Genomic DNA, 25,799 nt, shown 5'->3' with positions numbered 1-25,799 from the left:
GTAACAGTTACCGATAACATTTTCCGGTCTGGATGGACAATAAGCAATAACCATTAGTTTGCAAAGCGTATAACTGTGAGCTGTATCAAATAAAATTTTCGGCCTAGATCGAGCCACCAGGCGACAGCGTAAAGCCTAAATCGAGCATCTTCGGGGTAATGATTTCGCCGCGAATACGCGCCAGCAGACGCTCTGCCCCGATACGCCCCATGCGCTCTCGCGGGGTGAGCACGCTAGCCAGACGGGGCTCCATAACCTGCCCGATATCGTGGCCGTGGAACCCGGCAATCGCCATATCTTCCGGGATACGTAGCCCCTGACGCTGGCACTCAAACGCCGCACCAATCGCTAAGTCATCGTTGGTGCAGAAGATGCTGTCGAGCTGCGGATATTCACGTTTTGCCTGGCGCAGCAGCTCAATGCCGGTGGAATAAGAGGAGGAGTTTTCAATCATCACGCTGTAGGGCGTCAGCCCGGCGTCAAGCATCGCCTGCTCGTAGCCCTTTTGTTTGATAAGGGTACGCTCATCGAGACGGGCGCCAAGATAGGCAACGTGCTTATGGCCGCGCGCGATGATGCTGGCCGTCATTTGGCGGGCCGCTTCGAAGTTATCGAACCCTACGGCGATATCCAGGCAAGGGGATACGCTGTCCATCAGCTCAACCACCGGAATACCGGCGACCTCAATCATCTTCAACGTGCGGGCCGTGTGGTTTCGCTCGGTCAAAATCAGCCCGTCGATGTTCCAGGAAAGCATGGACTCCAGACGCTCCTGCTCCAGCTCTGGCTTATAGCCGTAGTGGGCCAGCATGGTCTGATAGCCATGAGCATCGATGACGTTCTCAATGCCGCGAAGGACCTCGGCGAACACCTGGTTGGTCAGCGAAGGCAGCAGAACGCCGATGGCACGGCTGGTCGAATTAGAAAGAATGTCCGGCGCACGGTTCGGGATATAGCCCAGTTCATCTAACGCGGCGGCAATTTTAACCTGCAGCGCGGCAGACACCTGGTCGGGATTACGTAAGAAACGGCTGACCGTCATTTTGGTCACCCCAACGCGATCCGCAACATCCTGTAGTACCGGTCTTTTCTTTTTCATCGTCCTGCTTGGCTTATGAAGTTTCGACAGCCGAGTTTAGCACGGACAAAAGAAAACCCGCCCCTTTTTCAGGGACGGGTGTGACGGGTAACGTTTATACCGGCGGCAGATCGAACAGCAGGATTTCACTCGCTTCATTAGCGTGAATAGATATCGCCTGCTCATCCCACACCGCGACAGCATCGCTGGTTTTTACCTGCGTGCCGTTGATCGACACGTCGCCTTTTACGACCTGGATCCAGACGCGGCGGTCGGCCGGGATTTGATACACCGACTGCTCATCTTTTGCCAGCGCCCAGCGGGAAAGCTCCATATCCTGATAAACCTTCAGCGAACCGTCGCGTGCATCCGGAGAAAGCACCAGCTGGCGGCCCTGAGGCGCATCAAAACGGCGCTGATCGTAACGCGGCGTGATCCCGGTTTTTTCTGGAATAATCCAAATCTGGTACAGGCGCAGCGGCTCGGTCTGGCTGGCATTGTACTCGGAGTGGCGGATCCCGGTCCCGGCGCTCATAATCTGGAACTCACCCGCAGGCACTCGTTCTTTGTTGCCCATGCTGTCCTGGTGCTCCACGGCCCCTTCCAGCACATAGGTCAGAATTTCCATGTCTTTATGAGGATGGGTACCGAAGCCCTGGCCCGCATCGATAACGTCTTCGTTAATAACCCGCAGCGCCGAGAAGCCCATAAAGTGGGTGTCATAATAGTCGGCAAAAGAGAAAGTGTGCCAGCTGTCCAGCCAACCGTGGTTCGCATGGCCGCGGTCCTGTGCTTTTCTTAAGTAGATCATGTTATGTCCTCCGCAATTCGTTTGATGGGATAAGTGTGGACCCCTTTGGCAAAGAATCATAGAGGGTGAAAATTGACTCCTCTGTTCAAAAAAAATGAACGAGTCAGAGGAGCCAGAATGCTGTCAGGAGAGGCTTATTGTCGCAGGCGAGGGCTGTTCAAAGCCGCGTTCCAGAATTTCCAGGTTAGTGAGAGCTTCAATTTCTCTGACGTAATTAGGCTTGCCGTCGATCAGCGTGTCGTACAGCGCATCGTAGACGCGGCCATAGTCGCCCACTTCCGGTCTCCACTCCTCGCGCACCGTTTCACCGGCGTCGTTTACGTATTCAAGCGTGGCCACGCTGCTGTCCGCGCCGAACCCAGGCTCACCCGGCATGATGTAGGCTTTGAGGCTGGTTTCCTGCTGGTCGATACCGTACTTCACAAACGAGCCTTTGGTGCCGTGCACGATAAATTTCGGGTAATCGATTTTCACCAGGTGGCTGGTTTTCACGATAGCTTTGAGATCGCCATAGAACAGCTGGGCCTCGAAGGTATCGTCCGGGTTGGCTTTGTTGCGCAGGCTGCGGATGTCATAGGCGACGTGGTCCGGGCGGCCAAACAGAGAGATGATTTGATCCATGGTATGCACGCCAAGGCCGTAGAAGGCGCCGTCAGCCGGTTTACCAGGGTTTGCTGGCGCATCGGGGCGATACATATCAAAGTGGCTTTCAATTTCCACGATCTTGCCGAGTTTACCGCTCTCGATGGCTTTTTTCATCGTCAGGAAGCAGGCGTCAAAGCGGCGGTTCTGGTAAGGCGTGACCACCAGCCCCTTCTCCTTAGCCAGCGCAAACAGCTCGCGTGCTTCGGCAAGCGTTGGAGTAAACGGTTTTTCCACCAGCACGTTTTTACCCGCTTCCAGCGCCTTTTTCGCATAGTCGAAATGGCTGTCGACGTGGGTGCAAATCACCACCAGCTTAACCTTCGGGTCGCTGAGGATGTCATCAAGCTGGCTGGTAAAGTGGATCCCGGCGTACTGCGGTTGCTGCTCCAGCTCCGGCTTTTCGCTGCGGCGGAAGATATGGGCAACGTTGAGCTTATCTTTGCGTACCAGAACAAACGGAAGGTGGTAGCGGGTCGTACTTTTTCCAAAGCCGATGAAGGCACAGTGCAGAGTCATATCGTTATCCTTTTTGATTTAAGCTGCCTGTACCTTACTGCAAAGCCGTGCCACGTTATAGCCGCAGACTTCAAACCATCTTTAATTTTAAAGGTCGGGCGTAGCCAACGCCGCTAGGGCTTCAAATAAAAAGGGCAAAAAAAAAGCCAGCACCCGGCTGGCTAAAGTAATACTGGAAGCAATGTGAGCAATGTCGTGCTTTCAGGATGTCTCCGTTGGGGTCTCCCCTGAACGCATGGCAATAATAATCATTATCATTCGCACTTGTAAAGTGCTTTTTTTAAAAAAATAGCGTTGACTTGCCCCTCAAAGTCAATGATGTTTAAAAGGTTTTCCATAACTCATTGAGGAGAAAAGGATGAAATCAGTTGTTGTGCGTCACGCCGAACCTGGCGATGCGGAAGCCTTACAGAAAATGTATGCCCATCCGGCGCTTTACCGCGACACGCTACAGCTACCTCATCCTCCTCTAAAAGCCTGGCATGACCGAATTACCGCCCCCAGGCCAGGAAGCCGCAGTCTGGTAGCCTGCATCGACGATGAGATTGTCGGGCAGCTAACGCTCACGGTGGAGCAATCTCCACGCCGCAGCCACGTGGCCACTTTTGGCATGGGCGTGCATTTCGATCATCAAGGAAAAGGCGTCGCTTCGGCTTTGCTTAAGGAAATGGTTGGCCTGTGCGATAACTGGCTGCGCGTCGAGCGCATAGAGCTGACGGTGTATACCGATAACGCCCCGGCGCTGGCGGTGTATCGCAAGTTTGGCTTTGAGGTGGAAGGGACCGGGAAGCGATTTGCGCTGCGCGACGGCGAGTATGTGGACGCCTATTTTATGGCGCGTTTTAAACCGGAGTGATTTTTACCCTCACCCCGCCCTCTCCCTAAAAGGGAGAGGGGGAAACAAGCGACAGCTAATAGTGTTTATTACCGCCCTCTTCGTGAGGGGCAATCAATACCCCGCGGTTAAATCATCCACCGAACGCGGATCGGACGCACCATACAGCTTGCCGTCCGGCGCAATCATAATGCTCTGCGTGCTGCCCATCGCGGCCTTCACCTCGACGTTCTGCCCCTTCTCTTTCAGCAACCTCAGCGTATCCGGGCTAAAGCCCTTCTCCACCCGCAGTTCATCCGGCAGCCACTGATGATGGAAGCGCGGTGCGTTGGTCGCTTCGGCCACGTTCATCCCAAAATCAATGCTGTTCACCACCATTTGCAGCACGGTTGTAATGATACGGCTCCCGCCAGGGCTGCCGGTCACCAGCCAGGTTTTTCCGTCCTTCACCACGATGGTTGGCGACATAGAAGATAACGGACGTTTGTGCGGCCCCACGGCGTTGGCCTCTCCCCCTACCAGCCCGTAAACATTCGGTACGCCCGGCTTGGCGGAGAAGTCATCCATTTGGTTATTCATTAGAATACCGGTGTTACCGGCCACAATGCCGGTACCGAAGGTCGTATTCAGCGTATAGGTTACCGCCACCGCATTACCGTCTTTATCCACAACCGAGAAATGCGTGGTTTGGTTACTTTCATACGGGGCAAGGTCACCCGGCTTGATTTCACTCGACGGGCGAGCCTTGTTGATATCAATTTTCTCGGCCAGCGATTTTGCATAGGCCTTGCTGGTCAGCGCCTGCCACGGCACCTTCACGAAATCCGGGTCGCCAAGGTATTCCGAGCGATCCGCGTAGGCATATTTTTCCGCCTCGGCCATGATCTGCAGCGTGTCCGCGCTACCAAAGCCATATTTCGCCAGGTCGAAGTTTTCCAGGATATTAAGGATCTGCACGATGTGGATCCCGCCGGAGGACGGCGGCGGCATGGAATAGACTTCGTAGCCGCGATACTCACCGCTGACGGGCTTGCGCTCAATCGCCTTGTAGTTGGCTAAATCCGCCTTGCTTATCAGCCCGCCGTTTTTTGCCATCTCTTCGGTAATCTGGTCGGCAATCGCCCCTTTATAGAAGGCGTCGGGCCCCTGCTCGGCAATCATTTCCAGGCTTTTCGCGAGGTTGGCCTGTACCAGCTTGTCGCCTTTCTGCAGCGGCTCTCCGTCCGCTTTCCAGAAGATAGCCTTGCTGTTGGCATGGTTCGGAATCACTTCCGCACCGTACTGTTTAAGATCGTCTGCCAGCGCATCGTTCACAATGATGCCGTCACGCGCCAGCTTAATGGCGGGCTGCACGACTTTGTTAAGCGGCATCGTGCCGTATTTTTCCAGCGCCAGGCTAAACCCGGCAACCGTGCCCGGCGTGCCGGAGGCAAGGTGCGAGGTCAGCGACTTTTTGCTGTCGGCGTTGCCTTTATCGTCCAAAAACATATCCCGGCTGGCTTTTTCCGGCGCCATTTCCCTGAAGTCGATGGCGGTCGTTTTGCCGTCTTTGGTGCGCAGCATCATAAAACCACCGCCGCCGATATTGCCCGCCTGCGGGTGCGTGACCGCGAGGGCATACCCTACGGCGACCGCGGCATCCACCGCGTTACCGCCCTGCTTTAAAATATCGACGCCGACCTGAGTCGCCGCTGCATCCACCGAGGCCACCATGCCGTGTTCAGCGCGTACCGGATGGTAAACGTCCATTTCCACGCCATAAGAGACCGGTGGAGGCGCCGCTACCACCGACAAACACAGTCCAATTGTCAACGCCGGGATCGCAACCCAGCGCAAAGTTTTCCACTGCTTTATCATCGTTATATCCTCATTTACCCGGGGAAAGTCCCCGCTTAATCCTGGTTCACAAATCGGAAATAATCACCGTGATGAATGAAACGGAGTAAACTCAGGAGAACCGCTAAAGGGAGGAGGTAACGATGAAAAAGGTATGGCTTCTGGCAGCGTTTCTGCCGTTAACGGCGCTTGCGCAGCCGCTAAACACCACCAACAACCCCAATTTGCCGGGCTATCAAAACCCGAGCCAGCAGCGAATGCTGACGCAAATGCAAACTCAGCAATCCCAGCAGCAGGGAATATTAAAACAGCAGATTCAAACGCAGAGTCAGCAGCAGCAGCAGCGGCTTCAGACGCAGCTCAATAATAATCAGCAGCGCGTTTTGCAGTCGCAGCCGGGTATAAACCAGCAGCCGCTGCCGAACGCCAGTGGCGGGATGCTAAAAGGAAATAACGGCGGCATGCTGAAATAAAATAGTTCAGCGCTGCCGCCGCCAGACACGCCGTGGGGCGTTATGCGGAAAAGTTCGGGCCTATCTCGTCGATGCGGTCGGTACAGATAGCGTCGACGCCCCACTGCAGCAGCACTGCCGCGCGGTGGGGCACGTTCACGGTATAAACCAGGATGTAGAGTCCGGCCGCTTTCAGCGCCTTCACCCGATCCTCATCCAACAGCTGGTGGTTGAGGTGAATAGACACGCACTGCAGGCGCGTCGTCAGTGCCTGCCAGTCATCACGCCACTCGTCCAGCAGCAGGCCACGAGGCAGCTCCGGTGCAGCAAGCTGCGCGGCCTCCAGGGCTTCAATCTCAAAAGAAGAAAGCAGCGGCGCCGTTTGCCCGGCCCAAAGTTCACGGGCGGCCAGGGCAACCACTTTGCCGGTTTCTGCTTCCAGCCCGGTGGTCGGTTTTATCTCAATGTTCGCCATCATACCGTGCTGTTTACAGCGCTCGGCCACCTGAGAAAGCAGCGGCAACGGCTCGCCAGCATATTCACGGCTGAACCAGCTTCCGGCGTCCACTTTCAGCAGATTGTCCCAGGTTAGCTCTCCGGCAATTCCCCAGCCGTTGCTGGTACGCTCGAGCGTATCGTCGTGCAGCAGGAAGATTTGCCCGTCGCGCGAGAGTTTGGCGTCAAACTCAATCATCGTGTGGCCGTAACGCGCCCCGACGTCTATTGCCGCGAGGGTGTTTTCCGGCGCCAGTTTACCGCCGCCACGGTGGGCGACGATTTTTGGATAAGGCCAGTTGCTCATAAACGTTGTCCGTTTTTACCGTCAAAGAAGTGCAGATGTTCTTCCGGCAGATGAACCCAAAGCGTCGTCCCCGGCTGCGGACGCTCCTGATGCCCAAGGCGAATCACCACCTTTTGGCCACCCCAGCGGCCGTGCACCAGGTTATCAGCCCCCAGCATTTCAAGGGTTTCCACCACAATCGGTATGCCACCTGCTTCCTGAGAGCTTATCGCAATATGTTCCGGGCGAATACCCATCGTCATCGGACGCCCAACCCACTGCAGGCGCTGGCTGCCAATGGGTAGCGCCTCGCCGCCTTCCAGCTCAAAGCGTGAACCATCGATGCTGATGTTTCCATCCAGCAGGTTCATCGCCGGGGAGCCGATAAAGCTCGCCACAAAGCGGCTGGCAGGACGCTCGTAAACCTCAACTGGCGTGCCAATCTGCTCTGCCACGCCTTTGTTCATCACCATAACGCGCTGGGCGAGGGTCATCGCCTCAACCTGGTCGTGCGTCACGTACAAACTGGTGGTCTTCAGGCGACGGTGAAGCTGCTGGAGCTCAAGGCGCATCTGCACGCGCAGCTTGGCATCAAGGTTGGACAGCGGTTCATCAAACAGGAACACCGCCGGATCGCGCACGATGGCTCGCCCCATGGCGACGCGCTGACGCTGGCCGCCGGAAAGCTCGCGTGGGCGACGGGTCAGCAGCGCATCCAGCTCCAGAATACGGGCGGCTTCCAGCACCTTCTGGCGAATCTGCTCTTTGCCCAGGCCGCGAATTTTCAGCCCCCAGGCCATGTTCTCTTCCACCGTCATGTGCGGATAGAGCGCGTAGTTCTGGAACACCATCGCGATGCCGCGCTCTTTGGGTTCCATGTCGGTGACGCGCTGGCTGTCAATCCAGATATCCCCGCTGGTTACCTGCTCCAGCCCGGCCACCATGCGCAGCAACGTAGATTTACCGCAGCCGGAAGGCCCGACCATCACGATGAACTCGCCGTCCGCCACGTCCACGGTCAGCGGCTGAATCACCTGGGTTTTACCGTCCCAGCTCTTGGTTACTGCCTGTAATTTTAAACCAGCCATGAAAGGTTCCTACTTCTCACTATCAACCAGACCACGCACGAAGGCGCGCTGCATAACTAAAACGATAACCACCGGTGGGACAAGCGTCAGCAGCATCGCTGCCATGACCTGGTTCCACTGCGTGACGCCATCCCCGCTGGCAATCATGCCCTTGATCCCCGCCACGGCGGTGCCGAGGTCAGCGTCGGTGATAATCAGCAGCGGCCAGAGATACTGGTTCCAGCCGTAGATAAAGGTGATCACGAACAGCGCCGCCAGGTTGGTTTTGGACAGCGGCAGCACGATGTCGAAGAAAAAGCGCATCGGCGAGGCGCCGTCGATGCGAGCCGCTTCCATCAGCTCGTCTGGCAGCGTCATGAAAAACTGGCGAAACAGGAACGTCGCCGTGGCAGAAGCCATCAGCGGCAGCGTCAGACCGGTGTAGCTGTCTAGCATTTTCAGGTTAGAGATAACCTCAACCGTGGGGAAAATACGTACTTCGACCGGCAGCATCAGGGTGATAAAGATCATCCAGAAGAACAGGTTACGCAGCGGGAAGCGGAACCAGACGATGGCGAAGGCCGACAGCATCGACACGGCGATTTTGCCAATGGTGATCACCAGCGCCATCACCGTGCTGTTAAACAGCATGCGGCTAAATGGCGCGCTGTTGACCGCCACGCCGTTGGTCCAGATGTAGCTGATGTTTTCCCACAGATGGGTACCCGGGATCAGCGTCATCGGCGTATCGAACACGGCTTTGTTGTCCAGCGTCGCGGCGACAAACGCCACGTACAGCGGGAACAGGATGACGATAATGCCCAGAATCAGCATGGTGTGGCTGAAGATAGTCAGCCCGCGACGGTTCTCAATCATTGGTAGCGCACCTTACGTTCAACGAAGCGGAACTGAACCACCGTCAGGACAATCACCAGCAGCATCAGCACCACCGATTGCGCCGCCGAGGAAGAGAGATCCAGCCCGGCAAACCCTTCGCGATAAATCTTGTAGATAAGCGTGGTCGTCGCCTGCACCGGACCACCGCCGGTTGCCGCGTCAATCACCGGGAAGGTGTCGAAGAAGGCATACACCAGATTCACCACCAGCAGGAAGAAGCTCACCGGGGCGATAAGCGGCAGCGAGATAAAGAAGAAGCGGCGCACGGGGCCGGCTCCGTCAATGGCTGCGGCTTCCACCAGCGAGCGCGGAATCGACTGCAGGGCGGCGAAGAAGAACAGGAAGTTGTAGCTGATCTGCTTCCACACGGAGGCAAACACCACCAGGAACATCGCCTGGCCGCTGTTCTGCGCGTGGTTCCAGTTATAGCCAAACTCTTCCAGCACGTGGGTAATCAATCCGCGCCCTGGGTTAAACAGGAAAATCCACAGCACCGCGGCAATGGCGGGCGCTACGGCGTAGGGCAGCAGCATCAGCGTCTGATAAAGACGGCTGCCGCGCACCACATAATCGACCAGAGCGGCAAAAAACAGCGACGCCAGCAGGCCGCAGCCTGCCACCAGGCCACTGAAGATCATGGTGGTGTAGAAAGAGTCCAGATAGTAGCTATCGTGGAACAGCTGCACAAAGTTATCCAGGCCAACAAAGTGGCTGGAGAGACCAAACGGGTCAAGGTTTTGCAGCGAGTACCAGAGGGCTTCGCCCGCCGGCCAGATAAAGAAAATAACGGTGATGATCAGCTGCGGCAGGACCAGCGCATAGGGTAGCCAACTTGAACGGAACACCGGGCGAGATGATGACATAGGGTTACTCGGTTAATGTTATTACAGGCGGTGCTTTACCCTCTCCCTTTCAGGGAGAGGGTAAGGGTAGAACTTACGACTTGGTAGACTGCTCGAAGCGGCGCAGCAGCTGGTTACCACGCTCAACGGAGGCGTCCAGCGCCTGCTGAGGCGTTTTCTTACCGGTCCAGACAGACTCCAGCTCTTCGTCAACCACGGTACGGATCTGCGGCATATTGCCCAGACGCAGGCCTTTGGTGAACGGCAACGGTGGCTTGTTCAGCATCTGACGAGTCGCGGTATCCGCACCCGGGTTTTTGTCGTAGAAGCCTTCTTTACGGGTCAGGTCGTAAGCGGCGGTGGTGATCGGCAGGTAGCCGGTTTTCTGGTGCCATTCCGCAGCGATTTCTGGCTTAGCCAGGAACTGCATGAACTCAGCAACGCCGGTATAGGTTGGCTTGTCTTTGCCCTGCATAACCCACAGGCTTGCACCGCCGATGATGGCGTTCTGTGGTGCGCCCTTCACGTCTGCGTCGTAAGGCATCATGCCTACGCCGTAGTTGAATTTCGCGTACTGACGGATGTCAGCCAGGGAGCCGGAAGAGGCGGTAGTAATCGCGCAGTCGCCGTTGTAGAACTTCTCGGTGGACTCGTCTTTACGACCGTAATAGGTGAAGTCGCCTTTCTTGTTCATCGCTTCCAGCAGGGCAATATGTTTCACCTGCTCTGGCTTGTTGAACTCAAGAACCGCGTCAGTGCCGTCAAAGCCGTTGTTTTTAGTCGCAAACGGCAGGCCGTGCCAGGCGCTGAAGTTTTCCAGCTGGATCCAACCCTGCCAGCCGCTGGCGTAGCCGCACTTCATGCCCGCTGCGCGCAGCTTAGCGCTGTAGTCAGCCACATCCTGCCAGGTTTTAGGTGGCTGATCCGGGTTCAGACCGGCTTTCTTGAAAGCATCTTTGTTGTAGTACAGCACCGGGGTGGAGCTGTTGAATGGCTGGGACAGCAGGTGGCCCGTTTTGGAATCGGTGTAGTAACCGGCAACGGTCGGCACAAACTGAGACTCGTCGAAGTTAATGCCCGCATCTTTAAACACTTCGTAGACCGGCTTGATCGCTTTGGAGGCCATCATGGTCGCGGTGCCGACTTCATACACCTGCAGGATGGCAGGTGCGTTACCGGAACGGTATGCCGCGATGCCTGCCGCCAGGCTCTGTTCGTAGTTGCCTTTATAAACCGGCACAATTTTATAATCGGGATGCGTTTCGTTGAAACGGTTTGCCAGAGAATCGACTTCTTTACCCAGTTCCCCGTCCATTGAATGCCAGAAAGGAATGGTAGTAACGGCCATCGCCTGGGAGGCAAATGCCAGACCAAGCGTCAGCGCTAAAGCTGTGTGTCGTAACGATGTCATTCGGGTATCTCTCTTGTTGTGCCGGATGCGCGAAATCACGCGTTTTGTGCTCGCGAGGTAACATGACACGCTCGAATGACAGAAAAATAACGGCTGGATGACAGAATGGTTACAGCGGGGTGAATGAAATGTTTCGTCGTCGACGGGAGATATATTTCCTTTCTCCCTCACCCCAGCCCTCTCCCACAGGGAGAGGGTGCAAACAAAACTGAGTGGCCTGATGCCCTCACCCCGGCCCTCTCCCACAGGGAGAGGGTGCAAACAAAAAAAACGGCAACCGAGGTTGCCGTTTTGCATTTATTAGCCGCCTAAATAGGCACTTCGCACCGCTTCGTTCGCCAGCAGCGCATCGCCGGTATCTTCCAGCACCACGTGGCCGTTTTCCAGCACATAGCCACGGTCGGCCAGCTTCAGCGCCTGATTAGCGTTCTGCTCGACGAGGAAGATGGTCATCCCTTCGCTGCGCAGCTGCTCAATGGTGTCAAAGATTTGCTGGATGATGATCGGCGCCAGGCCCAGTGACGGTTCATCTAACAGTAACAAACGCGGCTGGCTCATTAACGCGCGGCCAATCGCCAGCATCTGCTGCTCACCGCCTGACATGGTGCCCGCACGCTGAATGCGGCGCTCATGCAGGCGCGGGAATAGATCGTAGACGCGCTTAATGCGGTCCTGGAACTGGTCTCGCTCGGCAAAAAAACCGCCCATCGCCAGGTTCTCTTCCACCGTCATTCTGGAGAAAACGCGGCGCCCTTCCGGCACAATCGCCACGGCCTCACGCATGATGCGCGCGGTGTGCCAGTCTGTAATATCTTTGCCATCAAACACGATACGGCCGCTGGTTGCCCGTGGGTCACCGCACAGCGTCCCGAGCAGCGTGGTTTTGCCCGCGCCGTTAGCGCCGATAAGCGTAACAATTTCGCCTTGTTTAATATGAAGACTGACATCGTGCAGCGCCTGAATCTTTCCGTAGTGGGCGCTTACGTTGTCAAACGACAGCATTACATTTTCCATCTTAAGCCTCACCCAGATAAGCGCGGATCACATCAGGGTTGTTGCGGATTTGCTCCGGCGTGCCGTTCGCTAACGGCGTTCCCTGGTTAACCACGTAGATACGATCGGAAATGCCCATGACCAGCTTCATGTCGTGCTCAATCAGCAACACCGTGGTGTTGTGATGATTACGCAGCTCCATGATCAGCTCATCCAGCTCATGGGTTTCTTTCGGGTTAAGGCCGGCAGCAGGTTCGTCCAGCATCAGAATTTCCGGCTGGGTTACCATGCAGCGAGCAATTTCGAGGCGACGCTGGTCACCGTAGGCGAGGTTGCTCGCCTGGCGGTTGGCGTGCTCCAGCAGCCCAATACGCTCGAGCCAGGTTGCCGCTCTGTCCAGCGCTTCGCTCTGGGCGCGACGGAAGCCCGGAGTCTTCAGCAGCCCGGAGAAAACGCCGGTTTTCAGCTGCTGATGCTGAGCGACAAGCAGGTTTTCAATCACCGTCATTTCACGGAACAGGCGAACGTGCTGGAAGGTACGCACCACGCCCATGCGCGCAATCTGCTGGCCCGGCAGGCCTTCAAGGTGCTGGTCGCGCAGCATAATGGTGCCGCCGGTCGGCTTATAGAAGCCGGTCAGGCAGTTGAATACCGTGGTTTTACCGGCGCCGTTCGGGCCGATAAGCGAAACAATTTCCTGCGCCTTAAGCTCGAGCGAGACATTGTTGACGGCGAGCAGGCCGCCGAAACGCATCATCAGACCGCTTACGGATAACAATGGCTGACTCATGCCTGCTCTCCTTTTACTTGCTCTTTCTTCAACTTCAGATGCGGACGCGTCATCGGCAGCAGACCTTGTGGACGCCAAATCATCATCAGCACCATCAGGCCGCCGAGCACCAGCATGCTGTACTCGTTCAGGTCACGCATCAGCTCGCGGGAGACAACCAGCAGGATAGCAGCCAGTATCACCGCGAACTGCGAGCCCATCCCGCCCAGCACCACAATTGCCAGCACAAACGCCGACTCGGCGAAGGTGAAAGATTCCGGGCTGACAAAGCCCTGACGTGCGGCAAACAGCGTTCCGGCAAAGCCTGCAAACGCAGCGCTGATGGTGAACGCGGTCAGCTTGATGCGGGTTGGGTTCAGGCCCAGAGAGCGACAGGCGATTTCATCTTCGCGCAGCGCTTCCCAGGCACGGCCCAGCGGCATACGCAGCAGGCGGTTAATGACAAACAGCGACAGAACAACAAGCAGCAGCGCCACCAGGTAAAGGAAGATAACCCTGTCGCTCGGATCGTAAGCCACGTTGAAGAAGTTGCTGAAGGTATCCCAGCCACCTTCACGGGCGGTGCGGCTAAATTCCAGACCGAAGAAGGTCGGCTTTGGGATCTGGCTGATGCCGTTCGGACCGCCGGTAATCTCGGTATTGTTCAGCAGCAGGATACGGACGATTTCACCGAAGCCCAGGGTCACAATCGCCAGATAATCACCGCGCAGGCGCAGCACCGGGAAGCCCAGCAGGAAACCGGCAGCGGCGGCGACCAGGCCCGCCAGCGGCAGGCAGGTCCAGAAGCCCAGGCCGTAATAGTGGTTCAGCAGCGCAAAGGTGTAGGCCCCGATAGCGTAGAAACCGCCGTAGCCCAGTACCAGCAGGCCAGACAGCCCGACCACCACGTTCAGCCCCAGCCCGAGGATGATGTAAATCATGGTTAACGTAGCAATGTCTACGGTGCCGCGTGAAACCAGGAACGGCCACGCCACGGCGGCTACCAGCAGCGCCACCAGGAACAGCTTCTGCTTAACCGTTGAGCCATCCAGCGCCGGCAGCACAAACTTCGGCCCGGAGACTTTCTTCATGCCCTTCTGGAACAGCGGGCGCAGCAGCTGGAACACCAGCACCGCAGCGGTGCCGATAAAGACCCATTCCCAGCGCACGGAAGGCGCGCTGTTGACCACCAGTTTGGTGCCGTCCAGGCTCAGCTGAACGCCCATAAATACCGATGCTAAAACAAAGAACATAGCTGCCGAGAGCAGCGAAAAAACAAAGTGCATCGGTTTCATACTTTCTCAACCTCCGGACGCCCCAGGATCCCGGTAGGCATCACCAGCAGCACCACAATCAGCAGCGCGAAGGAGACGACGTCTTTATATTCAGTGCTCAGATAGGCAGAGGTCAGCGCTTCGGCAACGCCGAGGATCAGGCCGCCAATCATCGCGCCAGGAATACTGCCGATGCCGCCAAGGACCGCAGCGGTAAAGGCCTTCATGCCCGCCATAAAGCCGATGTAAGGGTTGATAACGCCGTAGAACTGGCCCAGCAGCACGCCGGCCACCGCCGCCATTGCCGCCCCAATGACGAAGGTCAGGGAGATAACGCGGTCGGTGTTAATACCCAGCAGGCTGGCCATTTTCAGGTCTTCAGCACAGGCGCGGCAGGCGCGCCCCATGCGGGAATAGCGAATGAACAACGTCAGCGCCAGCATGGCGAGGAAGGTCACCACCCAGATAACCAGCTGCATGGTGGTGATGGTGGCGGTGAAGTTATCGCTCGCCCCCACAATCCACTGGCCGTTAAAGAGGCTTGGCAGCGCAATGTCGCGCGAACCTTCAGTCAGGCTGACGTAGTTTTGCAGGAAGATGGACATCCCGATGGCGGAAATCAGCGCGATCAGGCGCTTGGAATTACGCACCGGCTTGTAGGCGACGCGCTCAATGCTCCAGCCATAGGCGCTGGCGATGATAATGGCGCCGATAAAACCTGCACCGACGAGCATCCAGCCCACATCAATTCCGAGCATCATTAGCGCGGCGATGATCATGAAAGAGACGTAGCTGCCGATCATATACACTTCGCCGTGGGCGAAGTTGATCATGCCGATAATGCCGTACACCATCGTATAGCCGATGGCGATCAGCGCATAGGTACTGCCCAGCGTGACGCCGTTAAACATCTGCTGCAGGAAGTAGAGAAACTGCTCGGACATAACTTAACCTTTTAAAAACCCCCAGCATAGGCCGGGGGTGGGATGACTATTCAGCCTTCGCCTTATTTCGCCACGGAGGACGACCCATCGGCGTGCCACTGGAAGACACCAAACTCAAATCCTTTCAGATCGCCTTTCTCATCCCAGTTCAGCGGCCCAATAACGGTGTTCGCACCGTGTGCTTTTAAATCTTTCACCAGCGCAGCAGGATCTTTGCTGCCGGAGCGCTCCATAGCAGTTGCCAGAGACTGCACGGCAGCGTAGGTGATCCAGACGTACGGGCCGCTTGGGTCTTTCTTCGCCGCTTTGAGTTCTTCCACAACGGCCTTGTTGGCAGGATCCTGGTCATAGCGCTTAGGCATGGTCACCAGCATCCCTTCGCCAGCAGGGCCAGCAATGTTGGACAGGGAAGCGTTACCCACGCCTTCCGGACCCATAAACTGGGTTTTCAGGCCTACCGCGCGTGCCTGGCGCAGGATCTGCCCCATTTCAGGGTAGTAACCGCCGTAATACACGAAGTCGATGTTTTCTTTCTGCAGGCGTGCTACCAGGGTGGAAAAGTCTTTGTCACCGGCGGTGATACCGTCGAAGAACACAATATTCGCGCCGCCTTTTTTCAGGCCGTCCTGCACGGAGCGCGCCAGACCTTCGCCATACTGCTGCTTATCGTGAATGATAGCGATGCGCTGCGGCTTCACGTGTTCCAGGATAAATTTGGAAGCCGTTGGCCCCTGGGAAGAGTCCAGGCCGGCAGTACGCATAATCATGCCGTAGCCGCGCTGGGTCAGCTCAGGGTTAGTTGCGCCCGGGGTGATCATCAGAATGCCTTCATCTTCATAGATGTCGGAGGCCGGCTGGGTGGACGATGAGCAAAGGTGGCCGATAACGTACTTCACGCCGTCGTTTACGATTTTGTTGGCAACCGCTACGGCTTGTTTAGGATCGCACGCGTCGTCATATTCAACGCCAACCAGCTTATCGCCTTTGATCCCGCCTTTGGCGTTGATGTCCTTGATGGCCTGGCGAGCGCCGTTAAATTCCATATCGCCCCACTGTGCTACCGGGCCAGACATTGCCCCGACAACGGCCACTTTAATGTCTCCAGCGGTTGCCGCGTGAGACACGGCCAACGCAACCAACCCGGCCAGTAATGTCTTCGCGTTCATCTTCATTCGTTCCATCCCCATAATTTGGTCAAAAAGCACGCAGTACTTTTTATAATCAATGGCTATTTTTATCAGTGCCTTTAAGGAGTTAGCGGTAAAATTTACATTTTATCCCACTAAACTCTCTATTTTTCAGGCGATTAAGTAGAGATAATATTCTGTATTTCGCCATAGTTAAACAAAAAAAAGCACCAAAACCAGCATAAAATAGCGGTACAAAGAGCCGAATAATTCACTGGATTTTAGTGCTTTATCCTGGCCAAGATTCAATCTACCGCTTTAAAGGCTGGCTTGGCATGACGACAAAAAGTAATCAACTGCTGAGCGGGATAAAAAAGATAAAGCGTCTGAGGCAAAAAAATTGGTTACACTCGAAGTTTTCCCGCTTTTTAATCAGGTCACTTATGAAACTCACTATCATTCGTCTGTTTGAGTTTAGCGCTCAGGATAAAATTGACCTCGGTAAGATCTGGCCGGAGTATTCCAGCGGTTCACTCATGCTCAGCGACAGAGAAAGGATCTACGCGGCAAAATTTAACGATCGTCTGTTGGCCGCAGTGAGAGTAACGTTGACCGGTACGCAGGGGGCGCTGGATTCGCTGCGGGTGCGTGAAATTACCCGCCGCCGTGGCGTAGGTCAGTATTTACTGGAAGAGGTGATGCGGGATAACCCAGCGATAACCCACTGGTGGCTGGCGGATGTCGGCGTGGAAGACCATGAGGTGATGACGGCGTTTATGCAGGCTTCAGGATTCCGCGAGCAGAGCGGCGGCTGGGAGAAGTAAGTCGCATCCTTGCTGCAGATAAGACGCCCTGTGAAGGTACGGCTTTTCCCTCATCCACAACGTCGCTGCTTGTTTACCCTCACCCCGTCCCTCTCCCACAGGGAGAGGGAGTAAACACTAAATATCCGCGTCGTTTGCCAGAACCCTCACCCCGCCCCTCTCCCACAGGGAGAGGGAGTAAACACTAAAACGGCAACCTGAGGTTGCCGTTTGCTGTTTATTTTGCGTCGGTGGCCGTGCCGTTGGCATGCCAGGTGAACACGCCGAACTCAAAGCCTTTCAGGTCGCCCTTCTGATCCCAGGACAGCGGCCCCATCACGGTATCCACGGTTGCCCCTTTCAGGTACTTAGAGATTGCAGCCGGGTCTTCGCTCTGGTTCAGGCCAGCAGCCAGCGACTGCAGTGCCGCGTAGGTTGTCCAGACGAAGGCGCCGCTTGGATCCTGTTTCTTCGCTTTGATGGCGTCTACAACCGGTTTGTTGGCAGGAACCTGGTCGTAGTTCTTCGGTTTGGTCACCAGCAGGCCTTCAGCAGAGTCACCGGCGATGTTAGACAGAGAAACGTTCGCCACGCCTTCCGGCCCCATGAACTGGGTTTTCAGGCCAGCGGCGCGGGACTGGCGCAGGATCTGCCCCATTTCCGGGTGGTAGCCGCCGTAGTAAACGAAGTCGATGTTTTCTTTCTTCAGGCGCGCAACCAGCGTAGAGAAGTCTTTCTCACCGGCGGTGATGCCGTCAAAAAACACTACGTTAGCGCCGCCTTTTTTCAGGCCGTCCTGTACGGAACGCGCCAGGCCTTCACCATACTGCTGCTTATCGTGGATAACGGCAATGCGCTGCGGCTTCACGTGCTCCAGAATGTATTTCGCTGCGGTTGGGCCCTGATCTGAGTCCAGGCCGGTAGTACGCAGGGTCAGCTTATAGCCACGCGCGGTCAGCTCAGGTGCGGTCGCCGCCGGGGTGATCATCAGAATACCTTCGTCTTCGTAGATATCAGACGCTGGCTGAGTGGAAGAAGAGCACAGGTGGCCGATAACGTACTTGATCCCGTCGTTCACCACTTTGTTCGCTACCGCTACCGCTTGTTTCGGGTCACAGGCGTCGTCATATTTCGTGATAACCAGCTTGTCGCCTTTGATCCCGCCTTTGGCGTTAATGTCGGCAACGGCCTGCTCGGCACCGGTGAATTCCTGATCGCCGTATTGCGCTACCGGCCCCGACATTGCCCCTACCACCGCGATTTTAATATCTTTTGCCATCGCCGCGTGGCTCATTGCCAGTGCAATGCATCCTGCCAGTAAAGCTTTACCCGTCATTTTCATCCTGAGAGTCCCCATTGTTATGGTTATTGAATTTGTTGTGTTGTTGTTTGTTGGCGCATTATTCTGTTTGTAGGTATAAGAAAAGCATATGATAGCTAACTTAAGGGCAGCAGCCGGCGCTACGGCAGCACACTATGCTAAACATAGCGTCATTTGCGATAATTTGGAAAGACATATTTGAAGGATAGATAACGGGAATATGACAAAAAAATAACCGCGCCGGAATGCCTCCATGCGCGGGGGGAGCAAGCGTTGAAATCACCAGCCCGCAGGCAGGTATCCCAGAGCGGAAGCAACCGCATAAACGGCGCTGCAGAGGTAAAGCAACACAATAAAGATCTGAATCAGCGGATGGGTCATAAACGCCGGACAGGTCCAGCCCGGAGTGGCGTCGCCGCTACGGCGCGCGCCTTTGATCATCAGAATCGGCATAATCGACAAAATCACGCCGCTGAACACGCCGGCAAAATAGAGCGCATTCACAAAAGAGACCAGCCCGCTGTAGGCCAGGACAAACGGTGGGATCGCCACCACCAGCAGCACCAGGAAACGTTTCAGGGGGAGCTCATCGCTGCCAAGACGGAAGCGGTCAAAGATATTGGTCAGGAAGCTACCGCCCAGCCCCCAGTAAGACGTCAGCATGGCGCAGAGCGCAAACAGGTTGGCCGAGAAGAAAGCCCACTCTCCCAGTGCTTTCCCCCATGAAATAGTCGCCACCTCAGAGATATCGTCCAGGCCGTTCAGCATGATCACCGACATCGGCACCAGCGCCAGTAGCGAGAAGGTCACCACCATGCCAACAATAATCGCCTTGGGCAGTTTTTCGGGTTTGTCGGCAAAACCTCGCGCCATCTCCGGCACGATGTACTGTGCCGAGAAGCAGAAGACCACCACGTTGAACACCGGCACCATATAAAGCCAGTTACCTTCCAGCAGGTAGCCCACGCTGGTCGTCTCTTTTAGCAGAGTGGCGATAACCAGCACCGCGATCATCACCACCATGCCGATGCTGATAAACTTTTCCCCGCGTCCGATGGCCTTCAGGCCCATGTACAGCACGCCCGCTGCCGGAATGAAAAACAGCACGCTGCCCAGCGCCGGGGAGAGACCAAACAAAGAGTGCAGCAGTTTGCCGCTGCCGGTCATATAGGCGGTCAGCGCGCCCACGCTGTTCACGCAAACAGAGAGGAACATCATCAGCGCACCAAAGCGCCCGACGTAGCGCAGCGACAGCCCGCTGAGCTGCAAATGCTGCCGGGTGCGTAAGGTGGATTCAGCGACATAAAGCATTGTCACGGTGGTCAGGCTGCCCACGAGCACCAGCCAGAAAAGCAGCGGCCAGAAGCCCGCTTTGCTCGACGCATAGGCGATGGAAAGCACGCCTGCGCCAATGTTAGTGCCGACGATCATCGACACGCCTTCAACAAAGCTCAGGGATTTACCGGGAACAGCCGTTCGCTCCCCACGCGCGATGGCGGGAGAAAAGGTGGAGTTTTCAGACATAATATTTTCCGTATTACTCCGGCGGCAATGAACGCCGGAAAACAGGGGATATCAGGGTGATAAACCACTTCACGCTGGGCAACAAAACCTTGTGTTATGAGCGGCCTCCCTGCCGCCTCACACTACGGGACTTCAGCTCTTAAGCACCTGGGACAGGATAGCCAGCGCTTTGGTGAACTGAGCATCGGGGATAGTCAGCGGGTACAGGAAGCGAATAACGTTGCCGTAAACGCCGCAGCTAAGCAGCAAAAGCCCCTGCTCCTGAGCCTTTAGCTGAACTTCTCGGGTGAATTCCGGTGAAGGCTTCCCGGTCTGCGGATCGTTAAACTCCACCGCCACCATCGAACCTTGCCCGCGCACGTCCACAATGGCCGGGCAGCTGTGACGAGCCTGGTTCAGCACCTCTTTCAGATGTTCGCCAAGCTGGGTTGCGCGCTTGCACAGCTGCTCTTCTTTAATAACATCCAGCACCGCATGAGCCGCAGCAACCGCCAGCGGGTTGCCCGCATAAGTACCGCCCAGGCCACCGGGCGCAGGCGCATCCATCACTTCAGCGCGGCCGACAACGCCGGAGAGCGGGAAACCACCGGCCAGGCTTTTCGCCATCGTCATCAGGTCGGCTTTAACGTCGTAATACTCCATGGCGAACAGCTTGCCGGTGCGTGCGAAGCCGGTCTGCACTTCATCGGCAATCAGCAGAATGCCGTGGGTGTCGCACAGCTGGCGCAGCGCCTGCATAAATTCAGGTGGCGCAACGTTAAAGCCGCCTTCGCCCTGAATCGGCTCCAGCACGATGGCCGCAACCTGATCGGCAGCGATATCCGCTTTAAAGATACGCTCCAGGCTTTTCAACGCATCTTCAGTGGTGACGCCGTGCGCGGCATTCGGGTAAACCGCGTGGTAAACGGAGCCCGGGAAGGGGCCGAAACCGATTTTGTAAGGCGCCACTTTGCCGGTCAGCGCCATGGTCATAAAGGTACGGCCATGGAAACCACCGCCGAAGGTGATCAGGCCAGGACGTTTGGTGTAGGCACGAGCAATTTTTACAGCATTCTCAACGGCTTCTGCACCCGTAGTAAAGAACGCCGTCTTAGCCGGGCCATCGATGGGCGCCAGCTCGTTGATGCGCTCTGCCAGCGAAACGTAGCTTTCATAGGGGACAATCTGATAGGCGGTATGGGTAAAGGCCTGCAGCTGTTTTTCTACCGCGGCAATTACCTTCGGATGGCGATGGCCGGTGTTCAGCACCGCAATCCCGGCGGCAAAATCGATAACTTCGTTGCCCTCCACATCCCACAGGGTGGCGTTCTCAGCCTTCTCTGCAAAGTAGCTACACATAACGCCCACGCCGCGAGGCGTGGCCTGTAAACGACGCTGATTCAGCTCTGCACTTTTCACCTTGGTCTCTCCTGTTATGTCAGTCACTTTATCGCAACAAATCAGAAACAATGTCGTTTATTTACACAGGTATTGGCTCTATAATCGAGTACCAATTCAGATTATCTGAGGGATCCAATTGCGAGATTTAGTGGGTGATTTGATTCTGGTCAGGCTGCAGGAAGAGAGCGATATCCTGCTGCATAAGCGCCTTTACAACGCGCTACGGCGCTCAATTCTGGATGGTTCACTGCCGCCGCACGGCCGCCTGCCCGCCTCTCGTGACTTAGCCAGCGAACTTAACATTTCACGCAACACGGTTTTAACAGTTTATGAACAACTGATGACCGAGGGCTACGTTGCCTCTCGCCAGGGCAGCGGAACATTTGTTGAAAAAACGCTGCCGGATCGCTTCACCTCGGCGAGCACTATTGGCGAAAGCGGCGCAGACCCTGTCCCGGAGGTTTCGATTTCCCGCCGTGGTCAGCATCTTCTTTCTCAGGTCAGCGCCAGCCCGCGCCAGTGGGGAGCCTTTATTCCCGGCGTCCCGGACGTGAACGCCTTCCCTCATCCGTTGTTCAGCAAAATCCAGGCGCGCATCAGCCGCCGTCCTAAGCCGGAGCGCCTCAGCTATAGCTGCAACGGCGGCACGCCGGAGCTTCAGCATGCGCTGGTCGACTATCTGCGGGTTTCACGCGGCGTAAACTGCCAGGTCGACCAAATCCTGATCACCGAAGGGATCCACCAGGCTATCGATCTGGTGACCCGGATGCTGTGCGACAGGGGCGATCTGGCGTGGATCGAGGAGCCTTCTTACTGGGGCATTCGCCACGTCCTGACGATGAATGACGTGCGGATCACGCCGCTGGCCGTCGACGCCAACGGCCTCTGCCCGCCGGAGGCAATCGCTGAGGCACCACGCTTAATCTTCGTCACGCCTTCTCACCAGTACCCGCTGGGCGCGGTGATGAGCCTGGAGCGCCGCCAGCGTCTGCTGGCGCTTGCCCGCCAGCACGGAAGCTGGATTATTGAAGATGATTACGACAGCGAATTTCGCTTTTCAGGCCAGCCAATCCCCGCTTTGCAGGGGCTGGTGGCCGAGGCGCCGGTGGTGTACATCGGCACCTTCAGCAAAACGCTTTATCCAGGGCTGAGACTCGGCTACGTGGTGCTACCGCGCCCGCTGGTCAATGATTTGAAAACCGCCCATGCGGAGCTGTATCGAGGCGGCCATTCGCTTATCCAGCAGGCGCTGGCGGAGTTTATTACCGCCGGGCACTATTCGGCCCATATTCGCCGCATGCGCCTGCTGTACGGCCGCCGTCGCGCTTTCCTGACCGAGCTTATCGCCCGCTACTGCGGCCCGCAGGCGCTGTCCGACTTCAGCGACAACGCCGGGCTGCATCTGATTTTGAACCTGCCGGATGAAACCGATGATGTGGCGATTGCGCAGCGTGCCAACGCCCGTAATATCCTGGTGCGGCCGCTGTCGCGTTACTACCTCACCGGGCAGCGTAAGAAAGGCTTATTGATGGGGTTTGCCAGCCTGCCGGAGAGCGAAATGGAGGCGGCGTTTGCGGTACTGCTGGAGTGTATGCCGGAGGCTAAAAAGCAAAACGCCCCAGCATAAAGTGGGGCGTTCTTGGAGCGTGGTACGGTATCGGCGTTAGGCTTCGATAGCGGCACGCAGTTTTTTCATCGCGTTCTTTTCAAGCTGACGAACGCGTTCGGCGGAAACGCCATAGCGGTCTGCAAGTTCCTGCAGCGTGCTCTTGTTGTCTTCATCTAACCAGCGTGCGCGGATAATCTGCTGGCTACGCTCGTCCAGACCCTGCATCGCATCGCTCAGTTTGTCTGCGGCGTGAGATTCCCAGTTGTCGTCCTCAATGCCGTCGGCAAAATTAGAGGACTTATCCTGCAGGAACAGCACCGGCGCCATTGGCTGACCGTCGGAATCATCGTCGTTCGACATGTCGAAGGTCATATCCTGCGCCGCCATGCGTGATTCCATCTCAAGCACGTCTTTGCTGGACACGCCAAGCTCGTTGGCCACCATTTCGACTTCATCCTGGTTAAACCAGCCCAGACGCTGCTTGGTTTTACGCAGGTTAAAGAACAGCTTACGCTGTGCTTTGGTGGTCGCGACCTTCACGATACGCCAGTTACGCAGCACGTATTCATGAATCTCGGCCTTGATCCAGTGCACCGCAAAGGAGACCAGGCGAACGCCCACTTCCGGGTTAAAACGGCGTACTGCTTTCATCAGGCCAATGTTGCCTTCCTGAATAAGGTCTGCCTGCGGCAGGCCGTAACCGGAATAGTTACGCGCAACATGAACAACAAAGCGCAGGTGAGACAGGATCAGCTTTTTCGCTGCTTCCAGACTACCCTGGTAATGCAGCTTTTCAGCCAGCTCCTTCTCTTCCTCAGCCGTTAACATCGGCCAGGCGTTCGCAGCCCGGATATACGACTCCAGGTTACCAACAGGGGCTAAAGCTAAATTTTGCATTTCTTTGGTCATTCAAACCCTCTCTTAGAGACTTACGTACAGGCTGCCATTGGACTGGCTGATGGCACGCCGACAACACGTCAGGGGCCAAACCGTACTTATCACTGTACTCTCAGACAGTGATGTTATCCACAAGTTCAATGTAAAGCTGTGAATAGATTACACACAAAGTGTGACGGTTATTGCAGCATAGCAGGGGCACAGCGGTGTAGAACGCATTCCCTGCCGACGACGTTATCGTAGCAGGGAATGAGTATATCAAAAACTTTTTACTCCGGCGTAAAGCGGCGTAAATGTTGAACAGTGGCAAGCCAGGCTGCCAGCCAGCCAATCATCGACGAGACCAGCAGCAGCAGCAGGCACTCGTCAAAGCCCAGGCCGCTGATATCGAACTTCGTGCCGAAAACCTGCGCCACTTCCGTCACCGCCGAAGAGAGGCGCATCACCAGAATCTCGGACAGGATCAGCGAAAGAAACGCCCCGCTGAAGCCAAGCAACGCCCCGCCATAAAGGAACGGACGCAGAATAAAGCCATCGGTAGCGCCGATCAGTTTCTGCACGTTAATGGTATCGCGGCGGGCAAAGATGCTCAGGCGCACCGAGTTACCAATCACCAGGAACACCGCCGCCACCATCAAAATGCCGATCATCGCCGCCACGCGCCCGACGAGTCCGGTCAGCGCCGCGAGACGGGCAAACCAGCTGTCATCCATACGCACTTCATCGACGCCGTGAATCTTCGCCACGCGGTCGCGCAGCGTATTAAGATGATCCGTGCTCTGGAAGTCCAGCTTAGGGTTAACCACCGCAACCGCCGGCAGCGGGTTCTCTTCCAGCATATCCAGCGCGCCGCCAAAGCCCGACCAGTTACGGAACTCGCCCAGCGCTTCCTCACGGGAAAGGTAGTTGACTTTATCCACGCCCTCTTCGGCCTGAATAGCGCCCACGACCTGCTGGGCGGCGTTGTCGTCCAGCGCCTTATCGAGATAAACGGTAATTTGCGGCGACGGGTAATACTGGGTCGCGGCCTGGTTCACGTTCTTATAAACCATATAGCAGACGCTCGGCAGCGTCAGGGAAATGGCGATCACCATCACCGTCAGGAAAGTCGCCAGCGGCTTGCTCTTCAGATCCTGCAGCGCGCCTTCCCAGGCGTAGCGGAACTGCTCATTCACCCCGCCTTTAAGGGATTTGCTTTTGGACTGAGGTCCTTTGCCGCGCTTTTTCACCGAGCGGCCAAGATCGCCCAGCTTTTTCAGCTGGTTAATCTTGTCCATCTTGTTGCTGAAGCGCTTGATATGGTTGAGCGCACTGTGTTTATTCACCTGCCAGGCCTCCATGCAAATGGCCGTCGCTGAGCGTTAACATACGATAGTTACGGCGCGAGATAAGCCCCATGTCGTGGGTGGCCATCAGGACCGTCACGCCCACGCGGTTAAACTCTTCAAACAGGCGCAGAATGCCTTCCGACAGCGCATCATCAAGGTTACCGGTCGGTTCATCCGCCAGCAGCACAGCAGGTTTGTTCACCACGGCGCGAGCGATGCCCACGCGCTGCTGCTCACCGCCTGAGAGTTGAATAGGAAAGTTCTTCGCTTTGTCCAGCAGCCCGACTTTATCCAGTGCCGCAGACACGCGGCGGCGAATATCCTCGCCGCTGGCGCCCGCGATGATCAGCGGGATCGCCACGTTGTCGTACACGGTTCTGTCCATCAGCAGATGGTGATCTTGGAAGATCATGCCAATCTGGCGACGCAGGAACGGCACTTCACGGCTCTTCAGGCGGCTGATATCGTGGCCGCTGAAAAAAATCTTCCCGGCGCTTGGCCGTTCGATACCGCAGATAAGCTTGAGCAGAGTACTCTTCCCTGCGCCAGAATGGCCGGTCAGAAAGGCCATCTCGCCCGGTTGCATATGGAAGGTGACTCCCTGCAACGCTTGTCTCCCACCGAGATAGGCTTTACTGACGTGTTCAAAGCGAATCATT

24 protein-coding genes are annotated in these 25,799 nt (G+C 56.3%); 4 read left to right on the top strand and 20 right to left on the bottom strand.

Annotated elements, in window-relative coordinates; translation table 11 throughout:
- Window positions 1-103: 103 nt before the first annotated feature.
- From gntR to EL098_RS00640, 3 genes are all read right to left on the bottom strand, one after another.
- On the bottom strand, window positions 104-1,099 hold the full coding sequence (gene gntR, locus EL098_RS00650) for a gluconate operon transcriptional repressor GntR (RefSeq protein WP_126354235.1): 996 nt from the start codon (window positions 1,097-1,099) through the stop codon (window positions 104-106).
- A 94-nt stretch (window positions 1,100-1,193) separates the two neighbouring features.
- On the bottom strand, window positions 1,194-1,889 hold the full coding sequence (locus EL098_RS00645) for a pirin family protein (protein WP_126354234.1): 696 nt from the start codon (window positions 1,887-1,889) through the stop codon (window positions 1,194-1,196).
- Window positions 1,890-2,012: 123 nt separating this feature from the next.
- Window positions 2,013-3,050, bottom strand: a complete 1,038-nt coding sequence (locus tag EL098_RS00640; protein ID WP_126354233.1) for an oxidoreductase — start codon at window positions 3,048-3,050, stop codon at window positions 2,013-2,015.
- A gap of 358 nt (window positions 3,051-3,408) precedes the next feature.
- Here EL098_RS00640 and yhhY point away from each other — a divergent pair, with 358 nt between their 5' ends.
- Window positions 3,409-3,906, top strand: coding sequence for an N-acetyltransferase (gene yhhY / locus EL098_RS00635; protein ID WP_126354232.1), 498 nt, complete (start codon window positions 3,409-3,411; stop codon window positions 3,904-3,906).
- Window positions 3,907-3,999: 93 nt separating this feature from the next.
- Here yhhY and ggt read toward each other — a convergent pair whose 3' ends face one another.
- On the bottom strand, window positions 4,000-5,742 hold the full coding sequence (gene ggt / locus EL098_RS00630; RefSeq protein ID WP_126354231.1) for a gamma-glutamyltransferase: 1,743 nt from the start codon (window positions 5,740-5,742) through the stop codon (window positions 4,000-4,002).
- Window positions 5,743-5,864: 122 nt separating this feature from the next.
- On the opposite strand from ggt, the gene EL098_RS00625 reads away from it, so the two are divergent.
- On the top strand, window positions 5,865-6,194 hold the full coding sequence (locus tag EL098_RS00625; RefSeq protein ID WP_126354230.1) for a DUF2756 family protein: 330 nt from the start codon (window positions 5,865-5,867) through the stop codon (window positions 6,192-6,194).
- 40 nt (window positions 6,195-6,234) lie between these two features.
- Here the strand turns inward: EL098_RS00625 and ugpQ are convergent, their stop codons facing one another.
- The 10 genes from ugpQ to livK form a co-directional block, all read right to left on the bottom strand.
- Window positions 6,235-6,975, bottom strand: coding sequence for a glycerophosphodiester phosphodiesterase (gene ugpQ / locus EL098_RS00620; RefSeq protein ID WP_126354229.1), 741 nt, complete (start codon window positions 6,973-6,975; stop codon window positions 6,235-6,237).
- A complete protein-coding gene (locus EL098_RS00615; protein WP_126354228.1) occupies window positions 6,972-8,042 on the bottom strand; it encodes a sn-glycerol-3-phosphate import ATP-binding protein UgpC in 1,071 nt (356 codons plus the stop codon). Before EL098_RS00615 ends, ugpQ begins: the two co-directional genes overlap by 4 nt.
- A gap of 9 nt (window positions 8,043-8,051) precedes the next feature.
- Window positions 8,052-8,897 (bottom strand): sn-glycerol-3-phosphate ABC transporter permease UgpE, encoded by an 846-nt coding sequence (ugpE, locus tag EL098_RS00610; protein ID WP_126354227.1) that lies wholly within the window; start codon window positions 8,895-8,897, stop codon window positions 8,052-8,054.
- Entirely contained in the window at window positions 8,894-9,781 is an 888-nt protein-coding gene (gene ugpA / locus EL098_RS00605; RefSeq protein WP_126354226.1) for a sn-glycerol-3-phosphate ABC transporter permease UgpA, read from the bottom strand. Before ugpA ends, ugpE begins: the two co-directional genes overlap by 4 nt.
- A 73-nt stretch (window positions 9,782-9,854) precedes the next feature.
- Window positions 9,855-11,171: a sn-glycerol-3-phosphate ABC transporter substrate-binding protein UgpB gene (ugpB, locus tag EL098_RS00600; RefSeq protein ID WP_126354225.1), complete on the bottom strand. Its 1,317-nt coding sequence runs from the start codon at window positions 11,169-11,171 to the stop codon at window positions 9,855-9,857.
- Between the two features lie 300 nt (window positions 11,172-11,471).
- Complete coding sequence (gene livF / locus EL098_RS00595) at window positions 11,472-12,185, bottom strand: high-affinity branched-chain amino acid ABC transporter ATP-binding protein LivF (RefSeq protein ID WP_126354224.1); 714 nt, start codon at window positions 12,183-12,185, stop codon at window positions 11,472-11,474.
- A 1-nt stretch (window position 12,186) separates the two neighbouring features.
- A complete protein-coding gene (livG, locus tag EL098_RS00590; RefSeq protein WP_126354223.1) occupies window positions 12,187-12,954 on the bottom strand; it encodes a high-affinity branched-chain amino acid ABC transporter ATP-binding protein LivG in 768 nt (255 codons plus the stop codon).
- A complete protein-coding gene (locus EL098_RS00585; RefSeq protein ID WP_126354222.1) occupies window positions 12,951-14,228 on the bottom strand; it encodes a high-affinity branched-chain amino acid ABC transporter permease LivM in 1,278 nt (425 codons plus the stop codon). Before EL098_RS00585 ends, livG begins: the two co-directional genes overlap by 4 nt.
- Window positions 14,225-15,151, bottom strand: coding sequence for a high-affinity branched-chain amino acid ABC transporter permease LivH (gene livH, locus EL098_RS00580; RefSeq protein WP_008457946.1), 927 nt, complete (start codon window positions 15,149-15,151; stop codon window positions 14,225-14,227). The genes EL098_RS00585 and livH overlap by 4 nt, the downstream gene beginning before the upstream one ends.
- A gap of 62 nt (window positions 15,152-15,213) precedes the next feature.
- The gene (gene livK, locus EL098_RS00575) at window positions 15,214-16,323 is read right to left on the bottom strand and encodes a high-affinity branched-chain amino acid ABC transporter substrate-binding protein LivK (protein ID WP_126354221.1); all 1,110 of its coding nucleotides are present in this window, start codon (window positions 16,321-16,323) and stop codon (window positions 15,214-15,216) included.
- A gap of 398 nt (window positions 16,324-16,721) precedes the next feature.
- Here livK and panM point away from each other — a divergent pair, with 398 nt between their 5' ends.
- Window positions 16,722-17,102, top strand: a complete 381-nt coding sequence (gene panM, locus EL098_RS00570) for an aspartate 1-decarboxylase autocleavage activator PanM (RefSeq protein WP_126354220.1) — start codon at window positions 16,722-16,724, stop codon at window positions 17,100-17,102.
- A gap of 217 nt (window positions 17,103-17,319) precedes the next feature.
- Here panM and EL098_RS00565 read toward each other — a convergent pair whose 3' ends face one another.
- From EL098_RS00565 to EL098_RS00550, 3 genes are all read right to left on the bottom strand, one after another.
- Window positions 17,320-18,423 carry a branched-chain amino acid ABC transporter substrate-binding protein gene (locus EL098_RS00565; RefSeq protein WP_164716751.1) on the bottom strand — a complete coding sequence of 368 codons (1,104 nt, stop codon included), beginning with the start codon at window positions 18,421-18,423 and terminating at the stop codon, window positions 17,320-17,322.
- 258 nt (window positions 18,424-18,681) lie between these two features.
- A complete protein-coding gene (locus EL098_RS00560; protein ID WP_126354218.1) occupies window positions 18,682-19,926 on the bottom strand; it encodes an aromatic amino acid transport family protein in 1,245 nt (414 codons plus the stop codon).
- A 132-nt stretch (window positions 19,927-20,058) separates the two neighbouring features.
- Window positions 20,059-21,324: a 4-aminobutyrate--2-oxoglutarate transaminase gene (locus EL098_RS00550; RefSeq protein ID WP_126354216.1), complete on the bottom strand. Its 1,266-nt coding sequence runs from the start codon at window positions 21,322-21,324 to the stop codon at window positions 20,059-20,061.
- Window positions 21,325-21,442: 118 nt separating this feature from the next.
- Here EL098_RS00550 and pdxR point away from each other — a divergent pair, with 118 nt between their 5' ends.
- The gene (pdxR, locus tag EL098_RS00545; protein WP_126354215.1) at window positions 21,443-22,933 is read left to right on the top strand and encodes a MocR-like pyridoxine biosynthesis transcription factor PdxR; all 1,491 of its coding nucleotides are present in this window, start codon (window positions 21,443-21,445) and stop codon (window positions 22,931-22,933) included.
- A gap of 36 nt (window positions 22,934-22,969) precedes the next feature.
- On the opposite strand, the gene rpoH is transcribed toward pdxR, so the two are convergent.
- The 3 genes from rpoH to ftsE form a co-directional block, all read right to left on the bottom strand.
- Window positions 22,970-23,824, bottom strand: a complete 855-nt coding sequence (gene rpoH, locus EL098_RS00540; RefSeq protein WP_016538584.1) for an RNA polymerase sigma factor RpoH — start codon at window positions 23,822-23,824, stop codon at window positions 22,970-22,972.
- Between the two features lie 257 nt (window positions 23,825-24,081).
- Complete coding sequence (gene ftsX, locus EL098_RS00535) at window positions 24,082-25,137, bottom strand: permease-like cell division protein FtsX (RefSeq protein ID WP_126354214.1); 1,056 nt, start codon at window positions 25,135-25,137, stop codon at window positions 24,082-24,084.
- Window positions 25,130-25,798 carry a cell division ATP-binding protein FtsE gene (gene ftsE / locus EL098_RS00530; RefSeq protein WP_126354213.1) on the bottom strand — a complete coding sequence of 223 codons (669 nt, stop codon included), beginning with the start codon at window positions 25,796-25,798 and terminating at the stop codon, window positions 25,130-25,132. The genes ftsX and ftsE overlap by 8 nt, the downstream gene beginning before the upstream one ends.
- Window position 25,799 lies beyond the last annotated feature (1 nt).

Origin of the sequence: Cedecea lapagei, assembly GCF_900635955.1 — a bacterium.
GTDB lineage: Bacteria > Pseudomonadota > Gammaproteobacteria > Enterobacterales > Enterobacteriaceae > Cedecea > Cedecea lapagei.
The sequence above is the reverse complement of the archived record's forward strand: the minus strand, read 5'-3'. Positions and strand labels throughout refer to the sequence as shown.